Consider the following 21,386-nt stretch of genomic DNA (forward strand, 5'->3'; position numbering starts at 1 on the left):
ACTTGCCTCCACCAAAGCAAACGCGTCAATCGGGATTTGACCATGGTTCGAGCCGTCTTGTGGCAGCGGGTTGAGGGAGGCATCATGCTTGCGGTCAGCCTCGCGTTCCTCTGGCAGATGAACGACACGGTGCCGTGGTGGGGCGCCGTTCTGATCTTCTTTGCGCCCGATCTGAGCTTCTTCGGCTATCTTCTTGGACCGAGGGCGGGGGCGTTCTGCTATAACGCGGTCCACATCTATGCCTTTGGCGCTGCCTTGCTGGCGATCGGCTGGATGATGCCGTCGCCGATCGTTGCCGTGCTCGGCGCTCTCTGGCTGGCGCATTCCGGTTTCGACCGCATGCTCGGCTATGGCCTGAAGTCGCAGGAAGGCTTTGCCATTACGCACCTCGGCCGGATCGGGAAGCAGCCGTAGGGCGACCGTATCGCAGCCGCACGCGCCGCCATCCCCGCCAACCGCCGGTCGAAGGTTCCCGGAAATGCGAAAGGGCGGACCCAAGCCCGCCCTCTCCTGCCTTGCTACCACCAATGGCTCAGACGAACTGGCCGAGACCCGGCACGGATCCGACGACCTCGTCCACCACATCGCTGCCGGCATACTCGCGCGCAATGGCGATCGTCTCCTTGGCAAGGCCGGTGATCTCGCCCATGCCGAGGCCCTGGCTCATCAACTGCTGGCCGAGCGCCATCACTCCGCCGCCCATGGCGTTCATCAGCCCGCCGAGCAGGCCGCCGGAGCCTTCGCCATTGTATTTCGCGACCAGATCGGAGGCACCCGGAATGGCTTCGATCATCTGCGCCACCGGCCCCTCGGCGGCTTCGCGCTGCAGGAAGCCAAGCATCATGCCGATGGCTTTTTCGGCGGTCGCTGGCTCGATGCCGACATTTTCGGCAACGCGGTTGACGAGATCGTTCATGGAAAATTCTCCGATTTGTATTTGACGTTTACGTCAACGTTGGGTGAAACGTTCAACCAACTCAAGCGACGGGCATCGTAATCCGGCCCCTGGCTATCACGACAGGTGTTGAAGTTCCGCAACCACCTTATAAAGTTCCAGAGACGATTCAAATGACGATTGGCATGCGGCGCCTGCTCGGCGTGACCGGGCTGTGCGGACAAGGGAGATACTTCAGTGAGCGAATCCATGCTTCAGGACGGCAAGCTCTTCGTCGGCACCAGCCGCAAACCCGACAACTCCATCAACAAGCCGGAATATCTCGAACTGAAGTTCGGTAACCGGCACGGGCTCGTGACCGGGGCGACCGGCACCGGCAAGACGGTCACCCTGCAGGTCCTGGCCGAGGGCTTCTCCAATGCCGGCGTCCCAGTGTTCTGCGCCGACGTGAAGGGCGACCTTTCCGGTATCGGCGCCATGGGCGAAGCGAAGGACTTCCTCCTCAAGCGCGCCGAGGAGATCGGTCTTCAGCCCTATGATTTCCAGGAATTCCCGGTGATCTTCTGGGACCTCTATGGCGAGAAGGGCCATCGCGTCCGCACGACCATGACCGAGATGGGACCACTGCTCCTGTCGCGGCTGATGAACGCCTCCGACGCGCAGGAGGGCGTGCTCAACATCGCCTTCAAGATCGCCGACCAGGGCGGCCTGCCGCTGCTCGACCTGAAGGACCTGCAGGCTCTGCTGAACTACATGGGCGAGAACGCCACCCAGCTTTCCAACCAGTTCGGCTTCATCTCGAAGGCCTCCGTCGGCTCGATCCAGCGCGAACTGCTAATTTTGGAGCAGCAGGGCGCACAGCACTTCTTCGGCGAGCCCGCCTTGAAGATCTCCGACATCATGCGCACCACCAACGACGGCCGCGGCGCGATTTCGGTGCTGGCCGCCGACAAGCTGATGATGAACCCGCGGCTTTACGGGACCTTCCTGCTCTGGCTGCTTTCCGAGCTGTTCGAGGAGTTGCCGGAAGTGGGCGATCCCGAAAAGCCGCGGCTCGTCTTCTTCTTCGACGAGGCGCACCTGCTCTTCAACGACGCGCCGAAGGTGCTGATCGAGCGCGTCGAACAGGTCGTGCGCCTGATCCGCTCGAAGGGCGTCGGCGTCTACTTCGTCACGCAGAACCCGCTCGACGTGCCCGAGACGGTGCTGGCCCAGCTCGGCAACCGGGTGCAGCACGCACTGCGCGCCTATACGCCGCGCGAGCAGAAGGCGGTGAAGACCGCCGCCGACACGTTCCGCCCCAACCCGGATTTCGACTGCGCCACCGTCATCACCCAGCTCGGCACCGGCGAGGCGCTGGTCTCGACGCTGGAAGGCAAGGGTATACCGTCGATGGTCGAGCGCACGCTGATCCGTCCGCCGGCCTCGCGTGTCGGGCCGCTGAGCGATGCGGAGCGCGCCAACGTGATGAAGGTCAGCCCGGTCTCCGGCCTCTACGACGAGGATTTCGACCGGGAATCGGCCTACGAAATCCTGGCAGCGCGAGCGAAGAAGATCGAGACGCAGCAGCAGGCCGAACAGGAGGCAGCGCAACAGCCGCAGAACGGCGGCAGCCGCTGGACGCTGCCGGGTTTTGGCGACGACGAGCCGACGACGCCCTCCGGCACGGCGAAGCCGAAGGGCCGCTCCGGCTACCAGCGGGAGACAGTGGTGGAGGCTGCGATGAAATCCGCCGCCCGCAGCGTCGCCAACTCGCTCGGCCGCGCCATCGTCCGCGGCATCCTGGGCAGCCTGCGGCGGTAGCGCTGCGAACGATGAGGCGCGCAACCGTGGCCGCGACTGTTTGCCTCCAGGACGATTGCATCGCGGCGCAGCTTCACGAACCGATTGACTCGCGGGCCAATGAGGAGCGTTGTTGTTCCTCATCGAACCGCGAGGAGGGTTGCAGGATGCCTACCTTCATCATCGAGCGAGAGATCCCCGGTGCGGACAAGCTGAGCTCAGACCAGCTCTGCAACATCTCCGCCACGTCGAACAAGGCCGTGCGGGACCTCGACAAGCCCTACAAGTGGATCACGAGTTACGTCGCCGGTGACAAATTCTACTGCGTGCACGAGGCGGAAAGTGCGGACGTCATTCGCGAGCACGCCAGGCTCGGCGGCTTTCCGGCCGACAAGGTGACGGAGGTGACTGCCATTATCGGCCCGACGACAGAGACGGGCGGCAAGATGGGCTAGTAGCCCGCGCGACCGCAGAAAACCGGCAGGCGGCCGTGGCGCGCTGGCGGAACGCACCGTTGGGACGCGGACGATGCGGCGACGAAGGTCACGGCGGCTGCGTGACTTGCAACAACCCGTTGCCTCTGGTTAGCTCGGGCAAACACAAAACCGGACCGATTCCCGCATGACCGTCGCGCGGCGCCGGCGCCTGATCCGGCGCCAACGAAGTTCTGTCGGGCTCGCGCTCGTCGCGGCCATCTCTTTCCTCGCCGGCATGACCGACGCGATCGGGCTGATGGCCGTCGGCGAGTTCGTCTCGTTCATGAGCGGCAACACCACCCGCGCCGCCGTCGCGATCGCGCAAAGCGACATGTCCAGAGCGCTCCTGCTGTTGGCCGGGCTCACTGCCTTCGTGCTTGGCAACGGCGTCGGGGTGATCATCGCCAGCCGCTTCCGGTCGCATGGCGTCCTTCTGTGCGTGACCCTGCTGCTTGCGGCATCCGCCGTCGTTCCGGATTTCCGGGAGGCCCGGTTCCTGCTGCTGATCTTCGCCATGGGAACGATCAACGCGGCCGTCGAGCAGATCGAGGGATTGCCGATCGGCCTGACCTATGTCACCGGCGGCCTGTCGCGCTTCGGCCGCGGCCTCGGGCGCTGGATCCTGGGCGGGCGCAGCAGTCAGTTGTTCGTCCAGCTCGTGCCGTGGAGCGGCATGCTGGCCGGTGCGGTCGCCGGCGCCACGCTGCAGCAATACGAGGCGGGCGCGGCTGCATGGGCACCCTTCATCATCGCCGCCCTCGTCACCGCCGCCTCGATCCTCATCCCCCGGCGCTGGTCTGTCCGCTTCCTGCTGCGGTGAGAACGGGCAAAGCAGACCAACCGATTGCATTTTCGCGCTTGCGATGTTATTTCACGCCCCATCAACCAACCCGCGCGAAAGGAGGGCGGACGTGAATTTCGATTTCCTGCCCAATCTTACGCATGGTCCCGATCTTGCCCTGCAGATGCGTTTGCAGGGCTGACCAGAGACCGATTTCTCGACACCTCCCTGGTCTGCCCCTCGTGGCAGCGTGCGTCCATATGCGACGTGCGCAACTTCCAATGCTTCCGAGCCTGAACGCGCCTGTCTTCGAAGATGGCTGCGGCCCTCGATGCGGCGTTTGCTCGGACTTTCGATCAGGGATCGAACATGTCGCTCATCAATATCCGCAATCTCGGCGTCACCCTCGGCACGCCGCTCTTTTCCGGCCTCAACCTCTCCGCCAACGCCGGCGACCGCGTCGGTCTCGTCGCGGCAAACGGCCGGGGCAAGTCGACGCTCTTTCGCTGCATCTCCGGTGATCTGGAGCCCGGCGAAGGTGAGATCACTAAGGCGCGCGGGCTGACCATCGGCCACGTCGAACAGAACGTGTCGCCAGCTCTGCTCGGCGAGACGTTCCACGCGGCGGTTCTTGGAGCGCTGCCCGCCGACCAGGCCGAGCATGAAAGCTGGCGCGTCGATGTGGTGCTGGAATCGCTCGAGGTGCCCGAGGCGTTCCGCACGCGCCCGCTGTCACAGCTCAGCGGCGGCTGGCAGCGGCTGGCGCTTCTGGCCCGCACCTGGGTCACGGAACCGGACGTGCTCCTGCTCGACGAGCCTACGAACCATCTGGACCTCGGCCGTATCGTGCAACTGGAAGAATGGCTTAACGCCCTGCCGCGCGAGGTGCCCGTCGTCATCTCCAGCCACGACCGCGCCTTTCTCGACGCCACGACCAATCGGACGCTGTTTCTGCGGCCCGAGCGGTCGCAGGTCTTTGCCCTGCCCTACTCGCGCGCCAGGGCAGCGCTCGACGAGACCGATGCCGCAGACGAACGGCGCCACCAGCGCGACATGAAACAAGCCTCGCAGCTGCGCCAGCAGGCGGCCAAACTCAACAACATCGGCATCAATTCCGGCTCCGACCTGCTCGTCGTGAAGACCAAGCAACTGAAGCAGCGAGCGGAAAAGCTCGAAAACGCGGCCAGGCCTGCCCATCTCGAACGCTCGGCCGGTGCCATCCGGCTGGTCAATCGCGGCACCCATGCCAAGGTGCTGGTGACGCTGGAGGATGCGGCGATCGAAACGCCGGACGGCACACTGCTGTTTCGCACCGGCAAGCAGTTCATCTGCCAGGACGACCGCATCGTGCTGCTCGGTCACAACGGAGCGGGCAAGACGCGGCTCGTCTCGGCGCTGCGCAGGGCGATCGAAGGCTCTAGCGTTGCCGGCATCAAGGCGACACCCAGCCTCGTGCTTGGCTACGGCGACCAGGCGCTCGCCGACCTTGCCGACGACGAGACACCGCTTGCCACGATCATCCGGCGCTTCGACATCGGCGACCAGCGGGCGCGCTCGCTTCTTGTCGGCGTCGGCATCACGATCGAGATGCAGGGGCAGCCGATCGGCCGGCTTTCCGGCGGCCAGAAGGCACGACTGGGCATGCTGGTGCTGCGGCTGACGAACCCGAACTTCTACCTGCTCGACGAGCCGACCAACCACCTCGACATCGAGGGCCAGGAGGCACTGGAAGGCGAACTGACGGCACATGAGGCAAGCTGCCTGTTCGTCTCGCACGACCGGAGCTTCGTGCGCGCCGTCGCCAACCGCTTCTGGATGATCAAGCGGCGGAAACTGATCGAGGTCGAGGGACCGGAGGCGTTCTTTGCGGCTGCGGGACTGAGGGCGTAGCATCCACCCGGCGGTCGCCTTGCCTGCGATCCCGCCTACCAATGCGCGGCTGCGATCTCCTGGATTCGCCTGTCGCGCATTGGGCTTTGGTGTTTGGCCCACGCTCTGGGCTTCAACCGGAGCGATCGAGACGCGGATCGTTGCCGAAATCGGCGCGCGAGAACTCGATCCGCAAATTGGGAAAATCGCAGATCGCCTGCACGCCGTAGGTCGAAAGCCGGATGCGCCAGGTCTGGCGCTCCAACGGCTTCGGCTCGGCGAAGACACGGGCCGAAAGGAGCGCAACATTTGCGCCACCTTCGGGATCGCGCACCGAGCGGTATCGGATTGCTTCGATCTTGGCGTCCCGGGCAGCGTCCGCGAGCGCCTGGCAGGCGGCATAGTCGGTCGGATCGCTCCAGTGCGGGTGATCGCGAACGAGCGGCGGCATCGTCAGGTCGAGTGCGGCCTTCGTGCTGACCGCGGCCGAGAACGCGGTATAGTCGGCGGCATTTGCGGGAAATGGCGTTTCGGGCGATTCCGCGTAGAACAGCAGCCGGTAAAACGCCATCTCGGCAAGAGCGGTCGTTACCGCTTCTGCGGCATAGAAGACACCCAGCGTGCGCCCGGCCCGGCGGAACCGCGAGCCATGCGGATAGATCGCCCCGTAGCGGAAGGGTGTCGCGAGCAGGTAATCGAGGCCTTCGCATTCGGGTGGCAGCGCGGGCTTGCTCTCCTCAAGCAAACCCTCGAGCAGCGCCTGTTCCTCCAGCGTATCGACGAGCTTCAGCGTCGAGACGCGATGCTGCGCTTCCACCAGCCGCCAGACCGGTCTGGCGAAGGCGCGCGCCTCAGACGAGAGCGCGTCGGGCGTCCAGATAGGCAAGGACATCGGTAAGGCCGGAAATGGAGGTAATACGCTCGATAGGCCGACCGCCGAGGACGCGATTTTCGGCGGCCATCCAGGCCCGCGCGACAGTCTCATCGCCACCGGTGATGGCGTCGAGCGACCGGAAGAGACGGACGAGGAGGACGGCGAGCTCGAACGGCTTGCTGCCGCGCTCCAGCGTGAAATCGTCCCTGCGCATGCGCGACACGCTTGCCTCGGAAAGACCGAGCACGCCCGCCAGCACGCGGGCCGAAAGGCCGAGCCGCTCTGCGGCGCGCACCGCTGCCTTGGTGATGACCGCCCCCTCGCTTGCCGGCGCGGAAGCCTGCCTGATATCGAGCGCGAACATCGCAATTCTCCTTTCCTTGGAAAATTATAGCACAGAATATTTCAAAGGAAAGGCTAGCGACCAAGACACCGCGAGCCGAAGCGGCGGCTCGCGGCAGGGTCGCTCGATCATACCACCGTCGTCTTGACGTTCAGATTGCCGCGGGTGGCGTGGCTGTAAGGGCAGACGACATGCGCCTTCTTGGTAAGCTCCTCGACGATCGCCTTGTCGACGCCGGGAACGGAAACTTCGAGAGCCGCCTCGATGCCGAAACCGGCGCCATCGTCGCGCGGGCCGATGCCGACGGTCGCCGTCACCTTCGCTTCGTCCGGGATCTTGACCTTCTCCTTGCCGGCGACGAACTTCAGCGCGCCAAGGTAGCAGGCGGAATAGCCGGTGGCGAAAAGCTGCTCGGGATTGGTGCCGCGGGCGCCGTCGCCGCCGAGTTCCTTCGGCACGGTCAGCGTGACGTCGAGCACGCCGTCTTCCGAAGCGCCATGGCCTGCACGGCCACCGGTGGCGGATGCCTTGGTGGTGTAGAGAATGGGCATGTCAGATCTCCCTTCTTGATGATGAAAGCGAAACGCATGATCGAGTTGTGGCCGCAGTATCTGGTGCTGCTGACGCTCTGGCAAGACGACGGCAAGAGCGTAACGTCGCTCGAGGCGATTGTGCACGCCCTGCAGAAGTCCGTGGATGGGGACACCGAAGTCGGCGGATGCCGCGGCGCCGCGCAGGAGTTCTCAAAAAGTCAGATCACGACGATCGGGGATTTGTTCGGCACGCGGTTGTAGAGGTCAATCACGTCCTGGTTCAACAGACGGACGCAGCCCGAGGACGCGGCGCGGCCGATCGATTTCCACTCGGGCGTCCCGTGCAGACGGTAGAGCGTGTCCTGGCCGTTCTGGAAGATATAGAGAGCGCGCGCGCCGAGCGGATTCGACACGCCCGGCGCCATGCCACCGTTGCGGGCGGAGTACGGATCGAGTTCGGGTTGGCGCGCCACCATCGTGTCCGGCGGGGTCCAGCGCGGCCAGGCCTGCTTCCACTGGATGACGCCGCGTCCGGACCAGGCAAAACCTTCGCGACCGATTCCAACGCCATAGCGCATGGCGCGGCCGCCCGGTTGGGTCAGGTAGAGATAGCGATTTGCCGTGTCGACGATGATCGTGCCGGGTGCCTCGCCGAAGGGATCCTCCACCTCGTGGCGCAGATAACGGGCATCGATCTTTTGATAGGGAACCTGCGGAATGGTAAAGCCCCCGTCGATGCGGGTGGCATAGATTCCGGCGTATCTCGGGTCCAGATCCGGTATGCCCGTGGGCAGCATTGCCTCGTCGTAAGGGCCCTGGTCGGGATCGCGGCCTTCGAGATAGGCACCCGGCACGCCTTCGAGTGCAGGGTTGCGATAGACCGGATCGGTCTGCCAACGGAAGCGGTCGGTGTTCATCGATGACGTGCAACCGGCAAGCGCCGTAGCCGCCGCCAGTCCGGAAAACCGCAACAACCGGCGGCGGGAGAGAAGAAGTTCTGGGGTCATGATCTAGCGACGCAATCCGTGAAACCGAGAAACGCAAGCAGCAGTCGGACACGCACCTACCTCTGCCTGCAAGATAGGGTCGTCACCGTGCCGTAATTGTGGCATCGCCGGCTGGCGCGTGGCTTGCCACGATCACTTTCTTTCACAATTCAGGCAGGAACGGGAAGCAACCGGCGATTACGGCGCCACTCCTTCGCTCGCCTCCACCAGCGCCATCAGCGTCTCGAGCCGGTCGGCGTCGCGCGGCAGCTTGTCGTCGCGCAGGCGGGCGATCCGGGGAAAGCGCATGGCGACCCCGGACTTGTGACGGGTGGAGCGGTTGATTCCCTCGAAGGCGACCTCGAACACGAAGCCGAAATCCGGCTCGGCGCGCACGGCGCGGACCGGGCCGAAGCGATCGACGGTGTTGTTGCGGACAAAGCGGTCGAGCACGTCCAGTTCTGCATCGGTGAAGCCGAAATAGGCCTTGCCGACCGGCACCAGCATGTCGCCGTCCGGCCCCGCCGCCCAGACGCCGAAGGTGAAGTCGGAATAGTAGCTCGACCGCTTGCCATGGCCGCGCTGCGCATACATCAGCACGGCATCGACATTGTAGGGATCGCGCTTCCACTTGAACCACGGCCCCTTCAGGCGGCCGGCCTGGTAGGAGCTGTCGAGCCGCTTGATCATCACACCCTCGATCACCGGATCGGGCGGGGCGGCGCGGAGGCGGTCGAGTGCATCCCAACTGTCAAACGGAACGAGCGGCGAAAGGTCGAAGCGATCGGGCAGCGCCTTTTCGATCAGGTCGGTCAGCCGGGCGCGGCGGGTCTTGAAATTTTCCGGCCGCACGTCGGTTTCGCGGTCGAAGAGAACATCGTAGGCGCGCACGAAGGCGGGATAGTCCTCCAGCATCCGCACGTTGACGGTCTTGCGGTTCAGCCGCTGCTGCAGGTCGGAGAACGTCCGCGTCGGGCTGTTCGACCGCATCGTCCCGCCAATCAGCAGTTCACCGTCGACAACGCCCTCGAACGTCATCGCATCGACAATATCCGGGAAGGCCGTAGAAATGTCATCGCCCGACCGGGAATAGAGCCGGCGCGTCGGCCCCGATGCCGAAAGCTGCACGCGGATGCCGTCCCATTTCCATTCGGCTGCGAAATCGGCCGGGTCGAGGCTGTCGAGATCGCCCTCGCCGACCGGGTTGGCCAGCATGACGGAATGGAAGATCGCAGGCGTCGCCAGCACCGGGCGTTCGGAGCGGCCCTCCAGCCAGGCAAACAAAGGCTCATACGGCGGCTGCAGGCCGTGCCAGAGCGTTTCAATCTCGGTTACGTCTCTGTCCGAAAAGTCCGCCAGCGCCTGCTTGGCAAGCCGGGCCGAGACACCGATGCGCAAGCCGCCGGTGACGAGCTTGATGAAGGCGAAGCGGGCGGAAGGGTCGAGCAGGTCGAGCAGGTCGCGCACGACGGAACGGACTTCTGTGCGGCCGAGCGCGTTCATCCGCGTCACGACCGCGCCGAGCCGGGGTTGGTGCTCGTCGTCGATGCGCTCCTTGCGCTCCTGGTCCCAGACGAGCGAGATCGTCTCGGCGAGATCGCCGACATAGTCGTAGGAATAGCGAAACAGAACCTCGTCCATCCGCTCCAGCACGAGATCACGCAGCATGGCCGGTTTGACGCTCTTCAGGTCCAGCGTGCCGGCGATCGCGGCCAAGCTATAGCCACGATCGGGATCGGGCGTGTCGCGAAAATAGTCGGCCAGCAGCTTCAGTTTGCCGTTGCGCGACGGCGTCAGCACGAGACGATCGAGGAGTTCGGCGAAGGCTTTCATCGGCGAACGCTCCCTCCACCGGCACCGCCGCAATAGCCCCTCACCCTGACCCTCTCCCCGCAGGCGGGCAGAGGGGACGTGGCATTCGCGACCGTGCCGGTTCCTTCCTTCTCCCCGCAAGCGGGGAGAAGGTGCCGGCAGGCGGATGAGGGGCGAACGCGGGCCGGTTTGGTACCGACGGATGAAGGGTAAGCCTGACCGTCCATCAATCCCCCTCGTCCTCGTAGCCGACGAGGTGCAGTGGGCGGGCGGGAATGCCCGCAAGCTCGCACCAGCGCACCAGCGCCTCCTCGCGGCCGTGCGTCACCCACACCTCGGAGGGCTGAAGTTCGCGGATCGTCTCGGTCAGTTCCGGCCAGTCGCAATGGTCGGAGATCACCAAGGGCAGTTCGACGCCGCCCTGCTTGGCGCGCTGGCGCACCATCATCCAGCCGGAGGCAAAGGCGACGAGCGGCTCGTTGAAGCGGCGCGCCCAGCGCTCGGCAAAGGCCGACGGCGGGCCGACGACAATCGCCCCGGACAGATCGGTAGTGTCGTCTTTCTCCAGCGTCGCCGGGCGTAGCTCACCGAGATCGACGCCGCGACTGACATAGTAGTCGCACAGCCTTGCGAGCGAGCCGTGAATGTAGATCGGCTTGTCGTAGCCGCAGTCACGCAGAAGGCGGATCACGCGCTGCGACTTTCCCAGCGAATAGGCGCCGACGAGGTGGGTGCGCTCGGGGAACTGCTTGAGCGAGGTGAAAAGCTTTTCGATCTCGCCCTTCGGATCCGGATGGTGGAACACCGGCAGGCCGAAGGTCGCCTCGGTGATGAAGACGTCGCAGGCGACCGGCTCATAGGGTGCGCAGGTCGGATCGTCGCCGCGCTTGTAGTCGCCGGAAACGCAGAAGCGCGTACCATTCGCCGCGATCGCGATCTGCGCCGAGCCGAGCACATGGCCGGCGGGATGGAAGGAGACCCGCGCGCCTCCGAGATCGATCGCTTCCCCGTACGCGACAGCCTGGGCGGCGCCGCAGAAGTCCGGACCATAGCGGATCGCCATGATGTCGAGCGTTTCCCGCGTCGCCAGCACCGCGCCATGCCCGGCCCGGGCGTGGTCGGAATGCCCATGCGTGATCAGCGCCCGCGCCACGGGACGCACCGGATCGACATAGAAATCGCCGGCCGGACAATAGAGGCCGGCGGGTGCAGGATAGAGCAGACGGTCTGGCTTCATGCCTGACAAGATAGGGACATTTGCGCCGGCTGCCAGAGGTTGTCGATATTCGGCGGGATCCGGCCAGGCCATTGCCTGCAAGCCCACCCCATCGACGCATCCGGTGCCAGCCACCACTTGAAACAAAGCGAATGCGCCCAAGTTGGTAGTCTGGTCCCGGACGTGCGCCGCAGGGCGCAAACACCGTTCGAAGGAGGCGACATGCAGAACGAAGTCACCACACAGCATCATTGGCTCCAGCGCCTCGTCGGGGACTGGGACGTTTCCGCCGATGCGATCGATGGCCCCCCGGCAAAGAGCACCTGGACCGAACACGTCCGCCCGCTCGGCGGACGCTGGGTCCTCTGCGAGGGCCGCGGTCTGATGCCGGACGGACAGGAGGCGGAAACGCTGATGACGCTCGGCTACGATCCGCAGCGTGGCCACTACACCGGCACGTGGGTCGGCTCGATGATGAACTATCTCTGGCACTATGAAGGCGTGCTCGAGCCGACCGGAGACCTGCTGACGCTCCACAGCGAGGGGCCTGACTTCAAGAACGAAGGCAAGCGGGTGCCCTATCAGGACATCATCACCTTCATCGACGACCGGCATCGCACGCTCACCGCGCTGGTGCGTCAGAACGACGGCAGTTGGGACAAGATGATGGAAATGCACTACTGGCGGCGGGGCTGAACAGTCAGGACGGGTCAGCGGCAATTCCCCTTGCAGGCTGAACAGGTCGGCGTTCCAAGCGCTCAAGAGACGACCGGACGAAAGCTTGCCGATATCCGGGCATCGAGGTTCGGCTCACGGCCCAAGCCACCCGTCCCATTTCCGTTCAATGTGCCAACCCTGCCTTGGCAGCGGGCGCGCGCCGCCGCCGGAGGCCTCCAGTTGTGCCGTTTCGGCACGAATTGCGGTGGCACGCTTCCTGCGTCCCTGTTTGCAAGGAGCAGACATGGTTAGCAGACGGTTATTTCTCTCATCCATCGGCCTCGGCGCGGCCGCCGTACCCGCCCTCGGCGCCGGCACGCCGGTTTTGAACGTCGACCTGCGCGGCGCGATCGATGCGTCTGCGCATGGCGTGCGGCCGGGCGGAGACGATCGCAAGAGCAAGGCATTCGGAAAGCTCCTGCGCGACGCGGCGGCAAAGAACCTGCCGGTCTTCCTGCCGCCAGGCGACTATCATGTCTCCAACATCGAGCTTCCCGCCAACACCCAGCTGACGGGTGTTCCGGGGGCGACGCGCATCCTTTACGGCGGCGGCGGCCATCTGTTCGCCGGGCAGGACGTCAACAGCGTAATTCTCGAAAATCTCGTCATCGACGGAGGCAACCGCTGGCTCGACGACACCGTGCAGGGACTGCTCCACCTCGGCGGCGCGCGCGAGGTGCGGATCGAAAACTGCGAAATCAAGGGCTCGGCCAAGTCGGCGCTGTATCTCGAACGCTGTGGCGGCCGCATCGAGAGGAACCGCATTTCCGGTGCCGCGGACTTCGCGGTCTTTGCGATCGAAAGCAGCGGTCTTGCGATTTCAGCCAATACCGTCGTCGAATGCGCCAACGGCGGCGTCCTCGTGCACCGCTGGAACAAGGGATCGGACGGCACGATCGTCTCGGGCAACCGCATCGCGCAGATCGCAGCGACGAAGGGCGGCACCGGCGAGTACGGCAACGGCATCAACATCTTCCGCGCCGACGATGTGATGGTGACGAACAACCACGTTTCCGGATGCGCCTTCTCCGCGATCCGCGCAAACGCCGGATCGAACGTGCAGATCGCAGGCAACACCTGCCTCAACTCCGGGGAGACGGCAATCTATTCGGAGTTCGGCTTCCAGGGCGCGATCGTCAACGGCAACCTGATCGACGGGGCGGCCAACGGTATCCTGATCGTCAACTTCAACGAAGGCGGCAGGCTCGCAACGGTGACGGGCAACGTCGTGCGCAACCTCCGCCTCGAAGGACCCTATGTGCACGACGGCGCGGGCTTCGGCTTCGGCATCGCGGTGGAAGCAGACACCGTCGTCAGCGGCAACACGGTCGAGAACGCGCCGAAATACGGGCTGATGCTCGGCTGGGGGCCGTTCATGCGTGGGCTCGTCGTCAACGGAAACCTCGTGCGTGGCACGCCCGTCGGCTGCGCGGTGACCGTCGTCGAAGGCGCCGGTTCAGCGTTGATCTCCGGCAACGTCTTCGAGGAGACGCCGCAGGGCGCCATCGCCGGCTATCGCTGGAACGAGCGGGCGACAGGCGAGCTTTCGGACGAACCGGAACGGTTCGCGCATATTACGATTGAGCGCAACCGTACGGGATAAGGCGGACAGGCGCTCCCGCGGTGCGCGTACATGTGACGCGTCCGCGGTCAACTTCTAACGGCCGCCACCGGATGCATGGGGCGGCCGCGGCACTCGCCCCTCCGTTGCCCGAACGCCGGAGGGGCGATGGGGCGGATGGGGAAGGCTCTCTGCGTGCCTTCCCCATCTCTGTTTCGCCTCACATCTTGTGGGGTTCGCCTTCAGTCTGGCTGTGCTGCTCTTGCTTGGCCTTGGACGGGCCGACCATGAATTCGACCGCGACCGGACCGGCCTTCTCGAAGTTCAGCGTGGCGGCAATCCTCTCGCCCTCCTTGAAGGGCTGCTTGATCGCCATGAACATCACATGCAGCCCGCCGGGCTTCAGCTCGACCTTTGCGCCGGCCGGAATCGCGACGCCGTCCTTCAGCTGACGCATCTTCATCACGTCGTTTTCCATCGCCATTTCATGGATCTGCACGTCGTCGGAAACCGGTGAGGTGATGGAGACAAGCCGGTCGGCCTCCTGGCCGTGATTGGTGATCGTCATGAAACCGCCACCGACCGGCTGCCCGGCCAGCGTCGCCCGCGACGCCGGATGATGGATTTCGAGGTTGCCTGCCTTGTAGTCATGCGCAAGCGCGCCGAAGGCGGGGACGGCAAACAGCATCGCGGCTGCCAGGATCTTTGGGAGAAGTTTCATGTCATTCCCTTTCGTTGGGCAGAAATTCGAAGGTGCTGGCGTCTCGCCACGGCACCAAACTTGTTGAAGAGGCGTTATTCGCAGCCCTCATGCTCGCGGATATTCGAGCACCTTTTCGTTCGACAAAGCTTGTGCAAACGCAATTTCAGACACGCTTTTCACGGGCACCCGGTCGACATGGATCGCGCCTCCGCCGAGCCCGAGAGGCCCGGCCGGCGCACGAAGCTGCCGGGAGAAGGCGGGAATACCCGCAGCGGCGATTGCCGGCGCGTCGGATGACTTCGTCATGCAGTATTCCGTCGAAGTGAACTGCGGACCACACGCGGACTGCGCGTGCGGATGGCTTGAGATCAGATCGACAGGTGGGGCGGAGCCGTGGGCGGCGCGCCCGGCTCGTAGCGCTGGCCGGTGACGACCGCCTCAATCAGCGGGCGGTCACCGACGATACGGAAAGCAATGAGCCGGCCGCCGATATCGGTCGGGACGGGCAGAAGAGCGGCAGCACTGATGCGGCAGGCTTCACAGCCCGGACCCAGGCCCTGCTTGAACTTGCCATGGTCGACGCCGCCATTGATGCACAGGTCGGCAATGGTGCCGTCCGGCAACGTGATGGCCGCTAGTTCGGCCGGCGACAGCGGCGCCGCCACAACCGGCTTGTGGGCGAAGGACAAAAACACCAGGGCGAGCATGCAGAGCATGCGCACAAGCACAGCCGCCTTGTTGCCCCTCAGGTTCATCGCTTCCTCGCCATCCGTACGATTACGGATGCTTCCGCCATATCGCTGTTTCCGCGTGCCGGTCAATGCGGCATTGTGGCTGAAGGCTCGCCGCGAACCATCATCACTTTTCATCGAACGATCACGCCCGCAACCTATCACCTGGCGATGCGAACTCCTAATCTGTGCCCACGAACCAGGGAGAATCGCACATGCTCACGATCTATGGCGTTTATCGCTCACGCGCCTCGCGCAACTACTGGATGGCCGGCGAGCTCGGCGTCCCGTTCGTCTCGGTCCCGGTGATCCAGGCCTACCGGCTCGATGATCCGGCCGCCGCCGAAGCGCCGCTCAACACGCTCTCGCCCGAGTTCCTGGCGGTCAATCCGGCCGGCCTGATCCCTTGCATCGACGACGGCGGCTTCGTCATGAACGAATCCCTGGCGATCAACCTCTATCTCGCCCGCAAGCACGGTGGCCCGCTCTCCGGCCAGACCGTCACCGAAGAGGCGGAAATGCTGCAGTGGACGATGTGGGCGGCAACCGAAGTGGAACCGAACGCCATCAAGATCATCCTCACGCTCGACAAGAACGCCGCCGAAAGCGAACAGGGCCGGCTCACGGTCCGCGCCGCCACCAAGGCCCTGAAGAAGGCGTTCGCGCTGCTCGACCAGCGGCTCGCTGCGACCGGGCATGTCGTCGGCGATCGCTTCACGGTCGCGGACCTCAACCTTGCCGAGGTGTTCCGCTACACGATGAGCCAGACGGAGCTCTTCGATGCAGCCCCCAACGTGAAGGCCTGGCTTGCGGCCTGCCAGGCGCGCCCGGCCTTCAAAGCCATGTTCGAGGCGCGCCTCAAGGAACCGGAATAGACGCCCAGTCCGCATTCTCGCCGACGCTTTCGGCAATCGCCTGCTTCATCCAGGCCTTGAACAGGGTGACCTTGCGCGGCTCCCGGATATCCGGGGCCGTGACGAAGTAGTAGCCCATCCCCGTCCTGACGCGGATGTCAAAGGGCGCGACCAGCCTCCCCTCCTTCAACGCCCAGGACGCAAGGATCGGCCAGGCGAGCAACACCCCCTGCCCCGCGAGCGCCGCATCGAGGCAAAGCGAAGCGTCGCTGAACACATGACGCGTCTTCGGCGCCGGCTGATCGAGCCCGGCCGCCCTCAGCCAGACATCCCAGGTGAACGGGTCGTTGGCGTCGATCACCGCCGGCATATCGACCAGGTCTTGGGGCGCGCGGAGCCGCTCGGCTAGAGCCGGCGTGCAAACCGGAAACATCTCCTGCGGCAGCACGAACTCCGCCTTCACCCCCGGCCAGTTTCCCGGTCCGATACGGATGGCAAGGTCCACATCGGAACCGGACAGATCCACCAGCGCCGTCGTCGATTCGATGCGCAGGCTGATCTCGGGATGGGCCGCGCTGAAATGATGGATGCGGTGGATCAGCCAGCGCTGGGCGAAAATCGGCGCCACGGAGATGACGAGGATCGCATCGTCGCGGTGCCTGGCGCTGCCGACCGCCTCGGACAGTTCGCGAAAGCCGGCATTCAGCCTCTTCAGCAGCGGCTCGCCGAACGCGGTCGGGACCATGCCGCGCGTGGTGCGGTTGAAGACCATCCGCCCAAGCTGGCCCTCCGCCTTGATCACCTGCTGGCTGACCGCGCCGACGGTGACGCCGAGTTCGTCTGCCGCCGCCTGCAGGGAACCGAGACGCCCGACCGCCTCGATCGCGCGCAGCCCGTTCAGGTGGATACTGTTCAAGTTCTTCATATAGATTTTCTATAATATCGCCCTGATCTCCTCAATTGAAAACGTCGCCGCAAACGACGATGATTTCGCCGGATCAATCCTCCCAAGCCTTGATCGATTATGACATTGGATAATGCCGGAACCTGCAGGAGGGAACAATGTTCAAGTTTTTCTTAAGCAGGCTCAGGCGGATCGCCGTGCCGCCGTCCGGTGACGACACCGTTGCGGCCGACTGGATCCGCGACCCGCTCGCGCATCCGCAGATCGAAGCGATGGACGAGCGCCAGCGCGCCGACCTGCCGTTTCGCGGCTTTCCCTCCGGGAAGGCGGCATACGAGACCGGCATACTCTGCCGGTGACATCTGAACGGAGATGGAGTGATACGCGCAATTCGGCTGCCTTCGCGAACAAGACCAAGCTATGATGAGCCACCTCAAAGAGGAGTGGCGCATGGCAGAGGCCGCCGAAACGGAAGCGCTAACAGCGCGGCTGGAGCGCCTGGCGCGTGACCTTCCCGGCGTGGAAACAGGCACGTCCTACGGCGCCATGGCGCTCAAGGTGGCGGGGAAAATGATCGCCTGCGCCCGAAGCGACGACGTGGTCGTCCTTTCAATGCCGCTGGACGAGAAGGAACACTTCATCGAAATGGCGCCCGACATCTATTTCGAGACGCCGCACTATCATGGTTGGCCGGCGATCCTCGTGCACGCCGGCGCAATCGACGATGAGGCGCTGCGCCGGCGCATCGCCGAGGCCTGGCAGAGACGTGCGCCCGCCAAGCTTCGCCGCGCGCATCGCCCTGAGGCCACCAGCATTCCACGAGAATAGGCGCTGCCCGCGGTGGTGCGACGTGCGCAGGCTGCCTTCAGGCCTCTTCCCGCGCAACGGCGCGCTGGACAGCCGGGCGCTCCAGCATCCGGGCGCGGTGCTCTGCCACTTTGGGAAAGCGGGCGGGATCGACCCCGTCGCCCTTCAGCCAGCCGCCGATGGTGAAGAGATAGGGATCGGCGACCGAATAGGCGTTGCCCATCACCCACGGGCCGGTGAAAATCGTCTCCTCGATCAGCCGAAAACACTCGGCCATGTTCTCCGGCACCTTCGCCTTCATCGTCTCGATCGCCGCCGCGTCGTCGGTCCAACGCACGCCCCTGAGCTTGTGCGCATGCGCGACGTGAACGGTGGAGCAGAGATAGGAATTGAACGCCTGCATGCGGGCGAAGGCGAAGGCGTCATCGAGCGGCGCCAGCCTGCCGCCGGGTGTCACCTGGGCGATATAGGCGAGGATTGCCGGGGTCTCGGTGAGGATGCCGCGATCGCCGACGAGCGCGGGCACCCTCCCCTTGGGATTGATCGCCAGATAGTCGGGCGAGCGCTGCGCACCGCCGGCAAGATCCAGCTTCTTCACCTCGAAACCCAGCCCGCTTTCCTCGAGCGCGATGAGCGAGGCGAGCGAGCAGGTGCGCGGCGCGTAGTGCAGGGTCAGCATGGTGTCCTCCGGTCGGTTTCAGTGAATCCCGGAACCACTCTGCCAGTGCCCGCCTCCTGCCGCCAGTGGTGGGCCGTCAGCGAAGGCGAAAAGTGTCGGACCGCAACCGACGCACGCCCCTCCGACCGGCCTCAGCCCTGCGCCATGTGCATGATTTCCCAGACATGGCCGTTGATATCCTGGAAGCTGCAGCCATACATCGGGCCGAACTCGATGTTCGGCTTCCATTCGCGGGCGCCGGCAGCGAGTGCCTTCGCCTTGAACGAATCGACCTCGTCATGGCTAGCTGCGGAAAGGCAGGTCAGGACCTGGGTGTCCTTCTCCGGATCGCCGACGGCGCCGGTGACGAAGTCCTTAAACCGGCTTTCGACCAGCAGCATGACGAAGATGTTGTCGTCAACGACCATGCAGGCCGCTTGCTCGTCGCTGAACTGTTCATTGAACGTAAAACCAAGGGCCGCGAAGAAGTGGCGCGTGGCCGGCAGGTCCTTGACGGGCAGGTTGACGAAGATCATGCGCATGCGGCGGCTCCTTTTTCCGGTTTGCTCGGGTCGCGCCCGCAGCGCGACCATCGAATGGCTCAAGGACGTATCGGGTGCGCTGGTTCCGACGCGGCGTGTCGACTATTTTCAAGGCAACAATTTTCGCACGCCGGCAGACGAGCCCAAAAGCCGGCTCGCCCCCCGCGAACGGGCGTGTGCACCGCAGGCCGTAGCCTACCAGATGATACGTCCTCCGATCACTCCCTTCGCTGTTAGAGTATTGCGGCACACAAACCGCGATGGCGTGCTGGAACGCCAGCGGGTTTGACGGTCCGGACAATTCGCAGGCGCACTGGCACCATCGGAGATCAGGTGAATTGGTCAAAACCCCTTAGATTGCATCTCAGCGTGCTGGTCGCGACCCTGCTGCTTTGCATTTCGATACCGCTGATCTGGATGGCGTTCAGCCAGGGGCGCGGAGCCGCGATCCTTGCGGGCGAGAAGCAGATGCGGCAGATGAGCCTGCGCCTTGTCGATGGGTACAAATACGCCCTCGAGGGGGGATATGAAGTCGTTGCCGTCGCCGCCACCCTGCCGCAACTGGTTTCCCGACCGCCTTTGGAGCTTGAGGAAAAGCAGGCCTTCTTCCTCGAGGTGCTTCGCAACGTCCCGAATGCGACGAGCATTCTGGCCGGTTACCCGGACGGCTCGTACATCCAGGCGATCAACACGGCAAACCCACATGTCCGAACAGCCCTTTCAGCGCCCGACGACACGGCGTTCGCGGTCCGGATTGTCACGGCACAGGACAAGGCCGTCCGTGTCGAAACCATGCGGTTTGTCGACGGCAACGACCGCCTGATCGGGGCGCGGCCGTTCGCGAAAACGACCTTCGATGCAAGAGAGCGTCCATGGTACCGCGCGGTTGTCCGGTACGGAACACCCGTGTCCGTCGGTCCCTTCGTCAGCGGAACGCTGAAGGTCCCGACGCTTACGATCGCGGCTCCCATGAAGGACAACGGCCAGGTCGTGGTCGGGGTCAATATCCACCTCGAGACCGTCAGCCACCTGCTCGATGCGCGGGAGATTTCGCCGCGTGCGCGCAGCTACATCCTCAACGAACAGGACAAGCTCGTGGCGCATTCCGACCCGGCCATGATGAGCAGGATACTCGGCACCTGGTCGGGACGCGGAGCGGGCGAAGGCGCAACGGTAGCGCTGGATCGAACGGTCGAAGCGGTGATCCGGCTTCGTCACGACCCGAGCGTCGCAAGCGGGCAGGTGGCCCGGTTCGATCTGGACGGGGAGAGCTATCTGGTCCAGATCGCCCCGGTGTCCTTCTCCAATCTGTTCAAGGGCAGTTCCGTCGCCGTCGTCGTGCCGCTCGAAGACCTCGTGCGCCAAGCCAATCGGCAGCTCCTGCGCAATCTCGCAGTGGCCGCGGCCTTCGTAATTGCGGGAATCGTAGCCTCCATCCTGCTCTCGCGCCTGATCAGCCGCTCGCTGTATCGGCTCTCTGATGAAGCGCGCAGGATCGGTGATCTCGATTTCGCGGCAAAAGGCGCGTCACACTCGCTCATCAGTGAGATCAACACTTTGGCAGGCGCGCTGGCCGCCTCTCGGCGCGCCATCGGCCAGTTTGCCCTTTATGTCCCGCGCGAGGTTGTCCGGCGGATCATCAACCCGGCCGACACGTCCACAAGGGCGGCGCGCCAGGACGTGACGGCCCTTTTCACCGACATCCGCGACTTCACTACGATCTCCGAGCAGCATCCGCCCGAGGAGGTCGTCGATATCCTGTCTGCCTATTTCGAGATGTTGAACCAGATTATCGAACGCCATGCAGGCACGGTCGTCCAGTATCTCGGCGATTCCGTTTTTGTCATGTGGAATGCTCCCGTTCCCGAAGCCGATCATGTCGAGAGGGGCTGTCGCTGTGCGCTCGCCATGAAGGCTGCCATCGACGAGATGAACGAGAAAAACCGCGACAACGGCCGCCCCGAACTCATGACGCGGTTCGGTCTGCACAGCGGACAGGCGGTTGTCGGCAGCTTCGGGGCAATCTCGCGTCAGCAGTACACGGCCATGGGCGACACGATCAACGTCGCATCGCGGCTGGAGGGACTGAACAAGGAGTTTGGCACCACCATCCTTGCCAGCGGCGCCGTCCATCGCGTGGTTCGGGACCTGTTTGTTTTCCGCCCGATCGGTCCGGTGCATGCGAAGGGGCGTGCCGAGGCGGTCGAGACATGGGAACTGGTCGCCGAACGGTCGCCTGACGCAGCGACTGCGAAAACGGCCAATCGGACCAGCTGATGGCGGTTCCGGACCGGAATGCCAGCCTATGAGGCGTTCAGGTCCGCTCCAGTGCCCGCCTCCGA

Annotated in this window: 25 protein-coding genes; 12 read left to right on the forward strand and 13 right to left on the reverse strand. The window is 64.4% G+C overall.

Features of this window, described 5'->3' with window-relative positions; genetic code table 11:
• Positions 1–42 precede the first annotated feature (42 nt).
• Positions 43–414, forward strand: a complete 372-nt coding sequence (locus AC1DDS_RS02085; protein ID WP_477477370.1) for a DUF4260 domain-containing protein — start codon at positions 43–45, stop codon at positions 412–414.
• A 118-nt stretch (positions 415–532) separates the two neighbouring features.
• Here AC1DDS_RS02085 and AC1DDS_RS02090 read toward each other — a convergent pair whose 3' ends face one another.
• On the reverse strand, positions 533–916 hold the full coding sequence (locus tag AC1DDS_RS02090) for a hypothetical protein (protein WP_477477371.1): 384 nt from the start codon (positions 914–916) through the stop codon (positions 533–535).
• Between the two features lie 228 nt (positions 917–1,144).
• Between AC1DDS_RS02090 and AC1DDS_RS02095 the strand changes: the two genes are divergently transcribed.
• From AC1DDS_RS02095 to AC1DDS_RS02110, 4 genes are all read left to right on the forward strand, one after another.
• A complete protein-coding gene (locus AC1DDS_RS02095) occupies positions 1,145–2,698 on the forward strand; it encodes a helicase HerA-like C-terminal domain-containing protein (RefSeq protein ID WP_477477746.1) in 1,554 nt (517 codons plus the stop codon).
• 146 nt (positions 2,699–2,844) lie between these two features.
• Positions 2,845–3,132 carry a DUF4242 domain-containing protein gene (locus AC1DDS_RS02100; protein ID WP_477477372.1) on the forward strand — a complete coding sequence of 96 codons (288 nt, stop codon included), beginning with the start codon at positions 2,845–2,847 and terminating at the stop codon, positions 3,130–3,132.
• 166 nt (positions 3,133–3,298) lie between these two features.
• Positions 3,299–3,973 (forward strand): YoaK family protein, encoded by a 675-nt coding sequence (locus tag AC1DDS_RS02105; protein ID WP_310414572.1) that lies wholly within the window; start codon positions 3,299–3,301, stop codon positions 3,971–3,973.
• Between the two features lie 330 nt (positions 3,974–4,303).
• Entirely contained in the window at positions 4,304–5,824 is a 1,521-nt protein-coding gene (locus AC1DDS_RS02110) for an ABC-F family ATP-binding cassette domain-containing protein (protein WP_477477373.1), read from the forward strand.
• Positions 5,825–5,936: 112 nt separating this feature from the next.
• On the opposite strand, the gene AC1DDS_RS02115 is transcribed toward AC1DDS_RS02110, so the two are convergent.
• From AC1DDS_RS02115 to AC1DDS_RS02125, 3 genes are all read right to left on the reverse strand, one after another.
• Positions 5,937–6,695: an RES family NAD+ phosphorylase gene (locus AC1DDS_RS02115; protein ID WP_477477374.1), complete on the reverse strand. Its 759-nt coding sequence runs from the start codon at positions 6,693–6,695 to the stop codon at positions 5,937–5,939.
• A complete protein-coding gene (locus AC1DDS_RS02120) occupies positions 6,655–7,041 on the reverse strand; it encodes an antitoxin Xre/MbcA/ParS toxin-binding domain-containing protein (RefSeq protein WP_477477375.1) in 387 nt (128 codons plus the stop codon). Before AC1DDS_RS02120 ends, AC1DDS_RS02115 begins: the two co-directional genes overlap by 41 nt.
• 107 nt (positions 7,042–7,148) lie before the next feature.
• Positions 7,149–7,571 carry an organic hydroperoxide resistance protein gene (locus AC1DDS_RS02125; RefSeq protein ID WP_477477376.1) on the reverse strand — a complete coding sequence of 141 codons (423 nt, stop codon included), beginning with the start codon at positions 7,569–7,571 and terminating at the stop codon, positions 7,149–7,151.
• A 36-nt stretch (positions 7,572–7,607) separates the two neighbouring features.
• Here AC1DDS_RS02125 and AC1DDS_RS02130 point away from each other — a divergent pair, with 36 nt between their 5' ends.
• The gene (locus AC1DDS_RS02130; RefSeq protein WP_477477377.1) at positions 7,608–7,814 is read left to right on the forward strand and encodes a hypothetical protein; all 207 of its coding nucleotides are present in this window, start codon (positions 7,608–7,610) and stop codon (positions 7,812–7,814) included.
• Here the strand turns inward: AC1DDS_RS02130 and AC1DDS_RS02135 are convergent.
• From AC1DDS_RS02135 to AC1DDS_RS02145, 3 genes are all read right to left on the reverse strand, one after another.
• Positions 7,772–8,563: a L,D-transpeptidase gene (locus AC1DDS_RS02135; RefSeq protein WP_405030178.1), complete on the reverse strand. Its 792-nt coding sequence runs from the start codon at positions 8,561–8,563 to the stop codon at positions 7,772–7,774. The two genes, AC1DDS_RS02130 and AC1DDS_RS02135, sit on opposite strands and share 43 nt — an antisense overlap.
• A 174-nt stretch (positions 8,564–8,737) precedes the next feature.
• Entirely contained in the window at positions 8,738–10,372 is a 1,635-nt protein-coding gene (locus AC1DDS_RS02140) for a cisplatin damage response ATP-dependent DNA ligase (RefSeq protein ID WP_477477378.1), read from the reverse strand.
• 205 nt (positions 10,373–10,577) lie between these two features.
• Positions 10,578–11,588 (reverse strand): ligase-associated DNA damage response exonuclease, encoded by a 1,011-nt coding sequence (locus tag AC1DDS_RS02145; RefSeq protein WP_477477379.1) that lies wholly within the window; start codon positions 11,586–11,588, stop codon positions 10,578–10,580.
• A 201-nt stretch (positions 11,589–11,789) separates the two neighbouring features.
• On the opposite strand from AC1DDS_RS02145, the gene AC1DDS_RS02150 reads away from it, so the two are divergent.
• Together AC1DDS_RS02150 and AC1DDS_RS02155 are read left to right on the forward strand one after the other, a co-directional pair.
• On the forward strand, positions 11,790–12,263 hold the full coding sequence (locus AC1DDS_RS02150) for a DUF1579 domain-containing protein (RefSeq protein WP_477477380.1): 474 nt from the start codon (positions 11,790–11,792) through the stop codon (positions 12,261–12,263).
• Positions 12,264–12,528: 265 nt separating this feature from the next.
• Complete coding sequence (locus AC1DDS_RS02155) at positions 12,529–13,887, forward strand: TIGR03808 family TAT-translocated repetitive protein (protein ID WP_477477381.1); 1,359 nt, start codon at positions 12,529–12,531, stop codon at positions 13,885–13,887.
• A 178-nt stretch (positions 13,888–14,065) separates the two neighbouring features.
• Here the strand turns inward: AC1DDS_RS02155 and AC1DDS_RS02160 are convergent, their stop codons facing one another.
• The 3 genes from AC1DDS_RS02160 to AC1DDS_RS02170 form a co-directional block, all read right to left on the reverse strand.
• The gene (locus AC1DDS_RS02160; protein WP_477477382.1) at positions 14,066–14,566 is read right to left on the reverse strand and encodes a copper chaperone PCu(A)C; all 501 of its coding nucleotides are present in this window, start codon (positions 14,564–14,566) and stop codon (positions 14,066–14,068) included.
• A gap of 87 nt (positions 14,567–14,653) precedes the next feature.
• Complete coding sequence (locus AC1DDS_RS02165; RefSeq protein ID WP_477477383.1) at positions 14,654–14,854, reverse strand: hypothetical protein; 201 nt, start codon at positions 14,852–14,854, stop codon at positions 14,654–14,656.
• Positions 14,855–14,916: 62 nt separating this feature from the next.
• Positions 14,917–15,417: a hypothetical protein gene (locus AC1DDS_RS02170; RefSeq protein WP_477477384.1), complete on the reverse strand. Its 501-nt coding sequence runs from the start codon at positions 15,415–15,417 to the stop codon at positions 14,917–14,919.
• Positions 15,418–15,494: 77 nt separating this feature from the next.
• Here AC1DDS_RS02170 and AC1DDS_RS02175 point away from each other — a divergent pair, with 77 nt between their 5' ends.
• On the forward strand, positions 15,495–16,154 hold the full coding sequence (locus tag AC1DDS_RS02175; protein WP_477477385.1) for a glutathione S-transferase family protein: 660 nt from the start codon (positions 15,495–15,497) through the stop codon (positions 16,152–16,154).
• Here AC1DDS_RS02175 and AC1DDS_RS02180 read toward each other — a convergent pair.
• Positions 16,138–17,058 (reverse strand): LysR substrate-binding domain-containing protein, encoded by a 921-nt coding sequence (locus tag AC1DDS_RS02180; protein WP_477477386.1) that lies wholly within the window; start codon positions 17,056–17,058, stop codon positions 16,138–16,140. The genes AC1DDS_RS02175 and AC1DDS_RS02180 overlap by 17 nt on opposite strands.
• Before the next feature lie 137 nt (positions 17,059–17,195).
• On the opposite strand from AC1DDS_RS02180, the gene AC1DDS_RS02185 reads away from it, so the two are divergent.
• Together AC1DDS_RS02185 and AC1DDS_RS02190 are read left to right on the forward strand one after the other, a co-directional pair.
• Positions 17,196–17,396 (forward strand): hypothetical protein, encoded by a 201-nt coding sequence (locus AC1DDS_RS02185; RefSeq protein WP_477477387.1) that lies wholly within the window; start codon positions 17,196–17,198, stop codon positions 17,394–17,396.
• A 91-nt stretch (positions 17,397–17,487) separates the two neighbouring features.
• The gene (locus AC1DDS_RS02190; RefSeq protein WP_477477388.1) at positions 17,488–17,865 is read left to right on the forward strand and encodes an MmcQ/YjbR family DNA-binding protein; all 378 of its coding nucleotides are present in this window, start codon (positions 17,488–17,490) and stop codon (positions 17,863–17,865) included.
• A 37-nt stretch (positions 17,866–17,902) separates the two neighbouring features.
• Here the strand turns inward: AC1DDS_RS02190 and AC1DDS_RS02195 are convergent, their stop codons facing one another.
• Together AC1DDS_RS02195 and AC1DDS_RS02200 are read right to left on the reverse strand one after the other, a co-directional pair.
• The gene (locus AC1DDS_RS02195) at positions 17,903–18,523 is read right to left on the reverse strand and encodes a glutathione S-transferase family protein (protein WP_477477389.1); all 621 of its coding nucleotides are present in this window, start codon (positions 18,521–18,523) and stop codon (positions 17,903–17,905) included.
• Positions 18,524–18,654: 131 nt separating this feature from the next.
• Positions 18,655–19,044 carry a VOC family protein gene (locus AC1DDS_RS02200; RefSeq protein ID WP_477477390.1) on the reverse strand — a complete coding sequence of 130 codons (390 nt, stop codon included), beginning with the start codon at positions 19,042–19,044 and terminating at the stop codon, positions 18,655–18,657.
• A 333-nt stretch (positions 19,045–19,377) separates the two neighbouring features.
• Between AC1DDS_RS02200 and AC1DDS_RS02205 the strand changes: the two genes are divergently transcribed.
• Entirely contained in the window at positions 19,378–21,321 is a 1,944-nt protein-coding gene (locus AC1DDS_RS02205) for an adenylate/guanylate cyclase domain-containing protein (protein WP_477477391.1), read from the forward strand.
• Positions 21,322–21,386 lie beyond the last annotated feature (65 nt).

This window comes from Mycoplana sp. 10N416, from assembly GCF_056394765.1.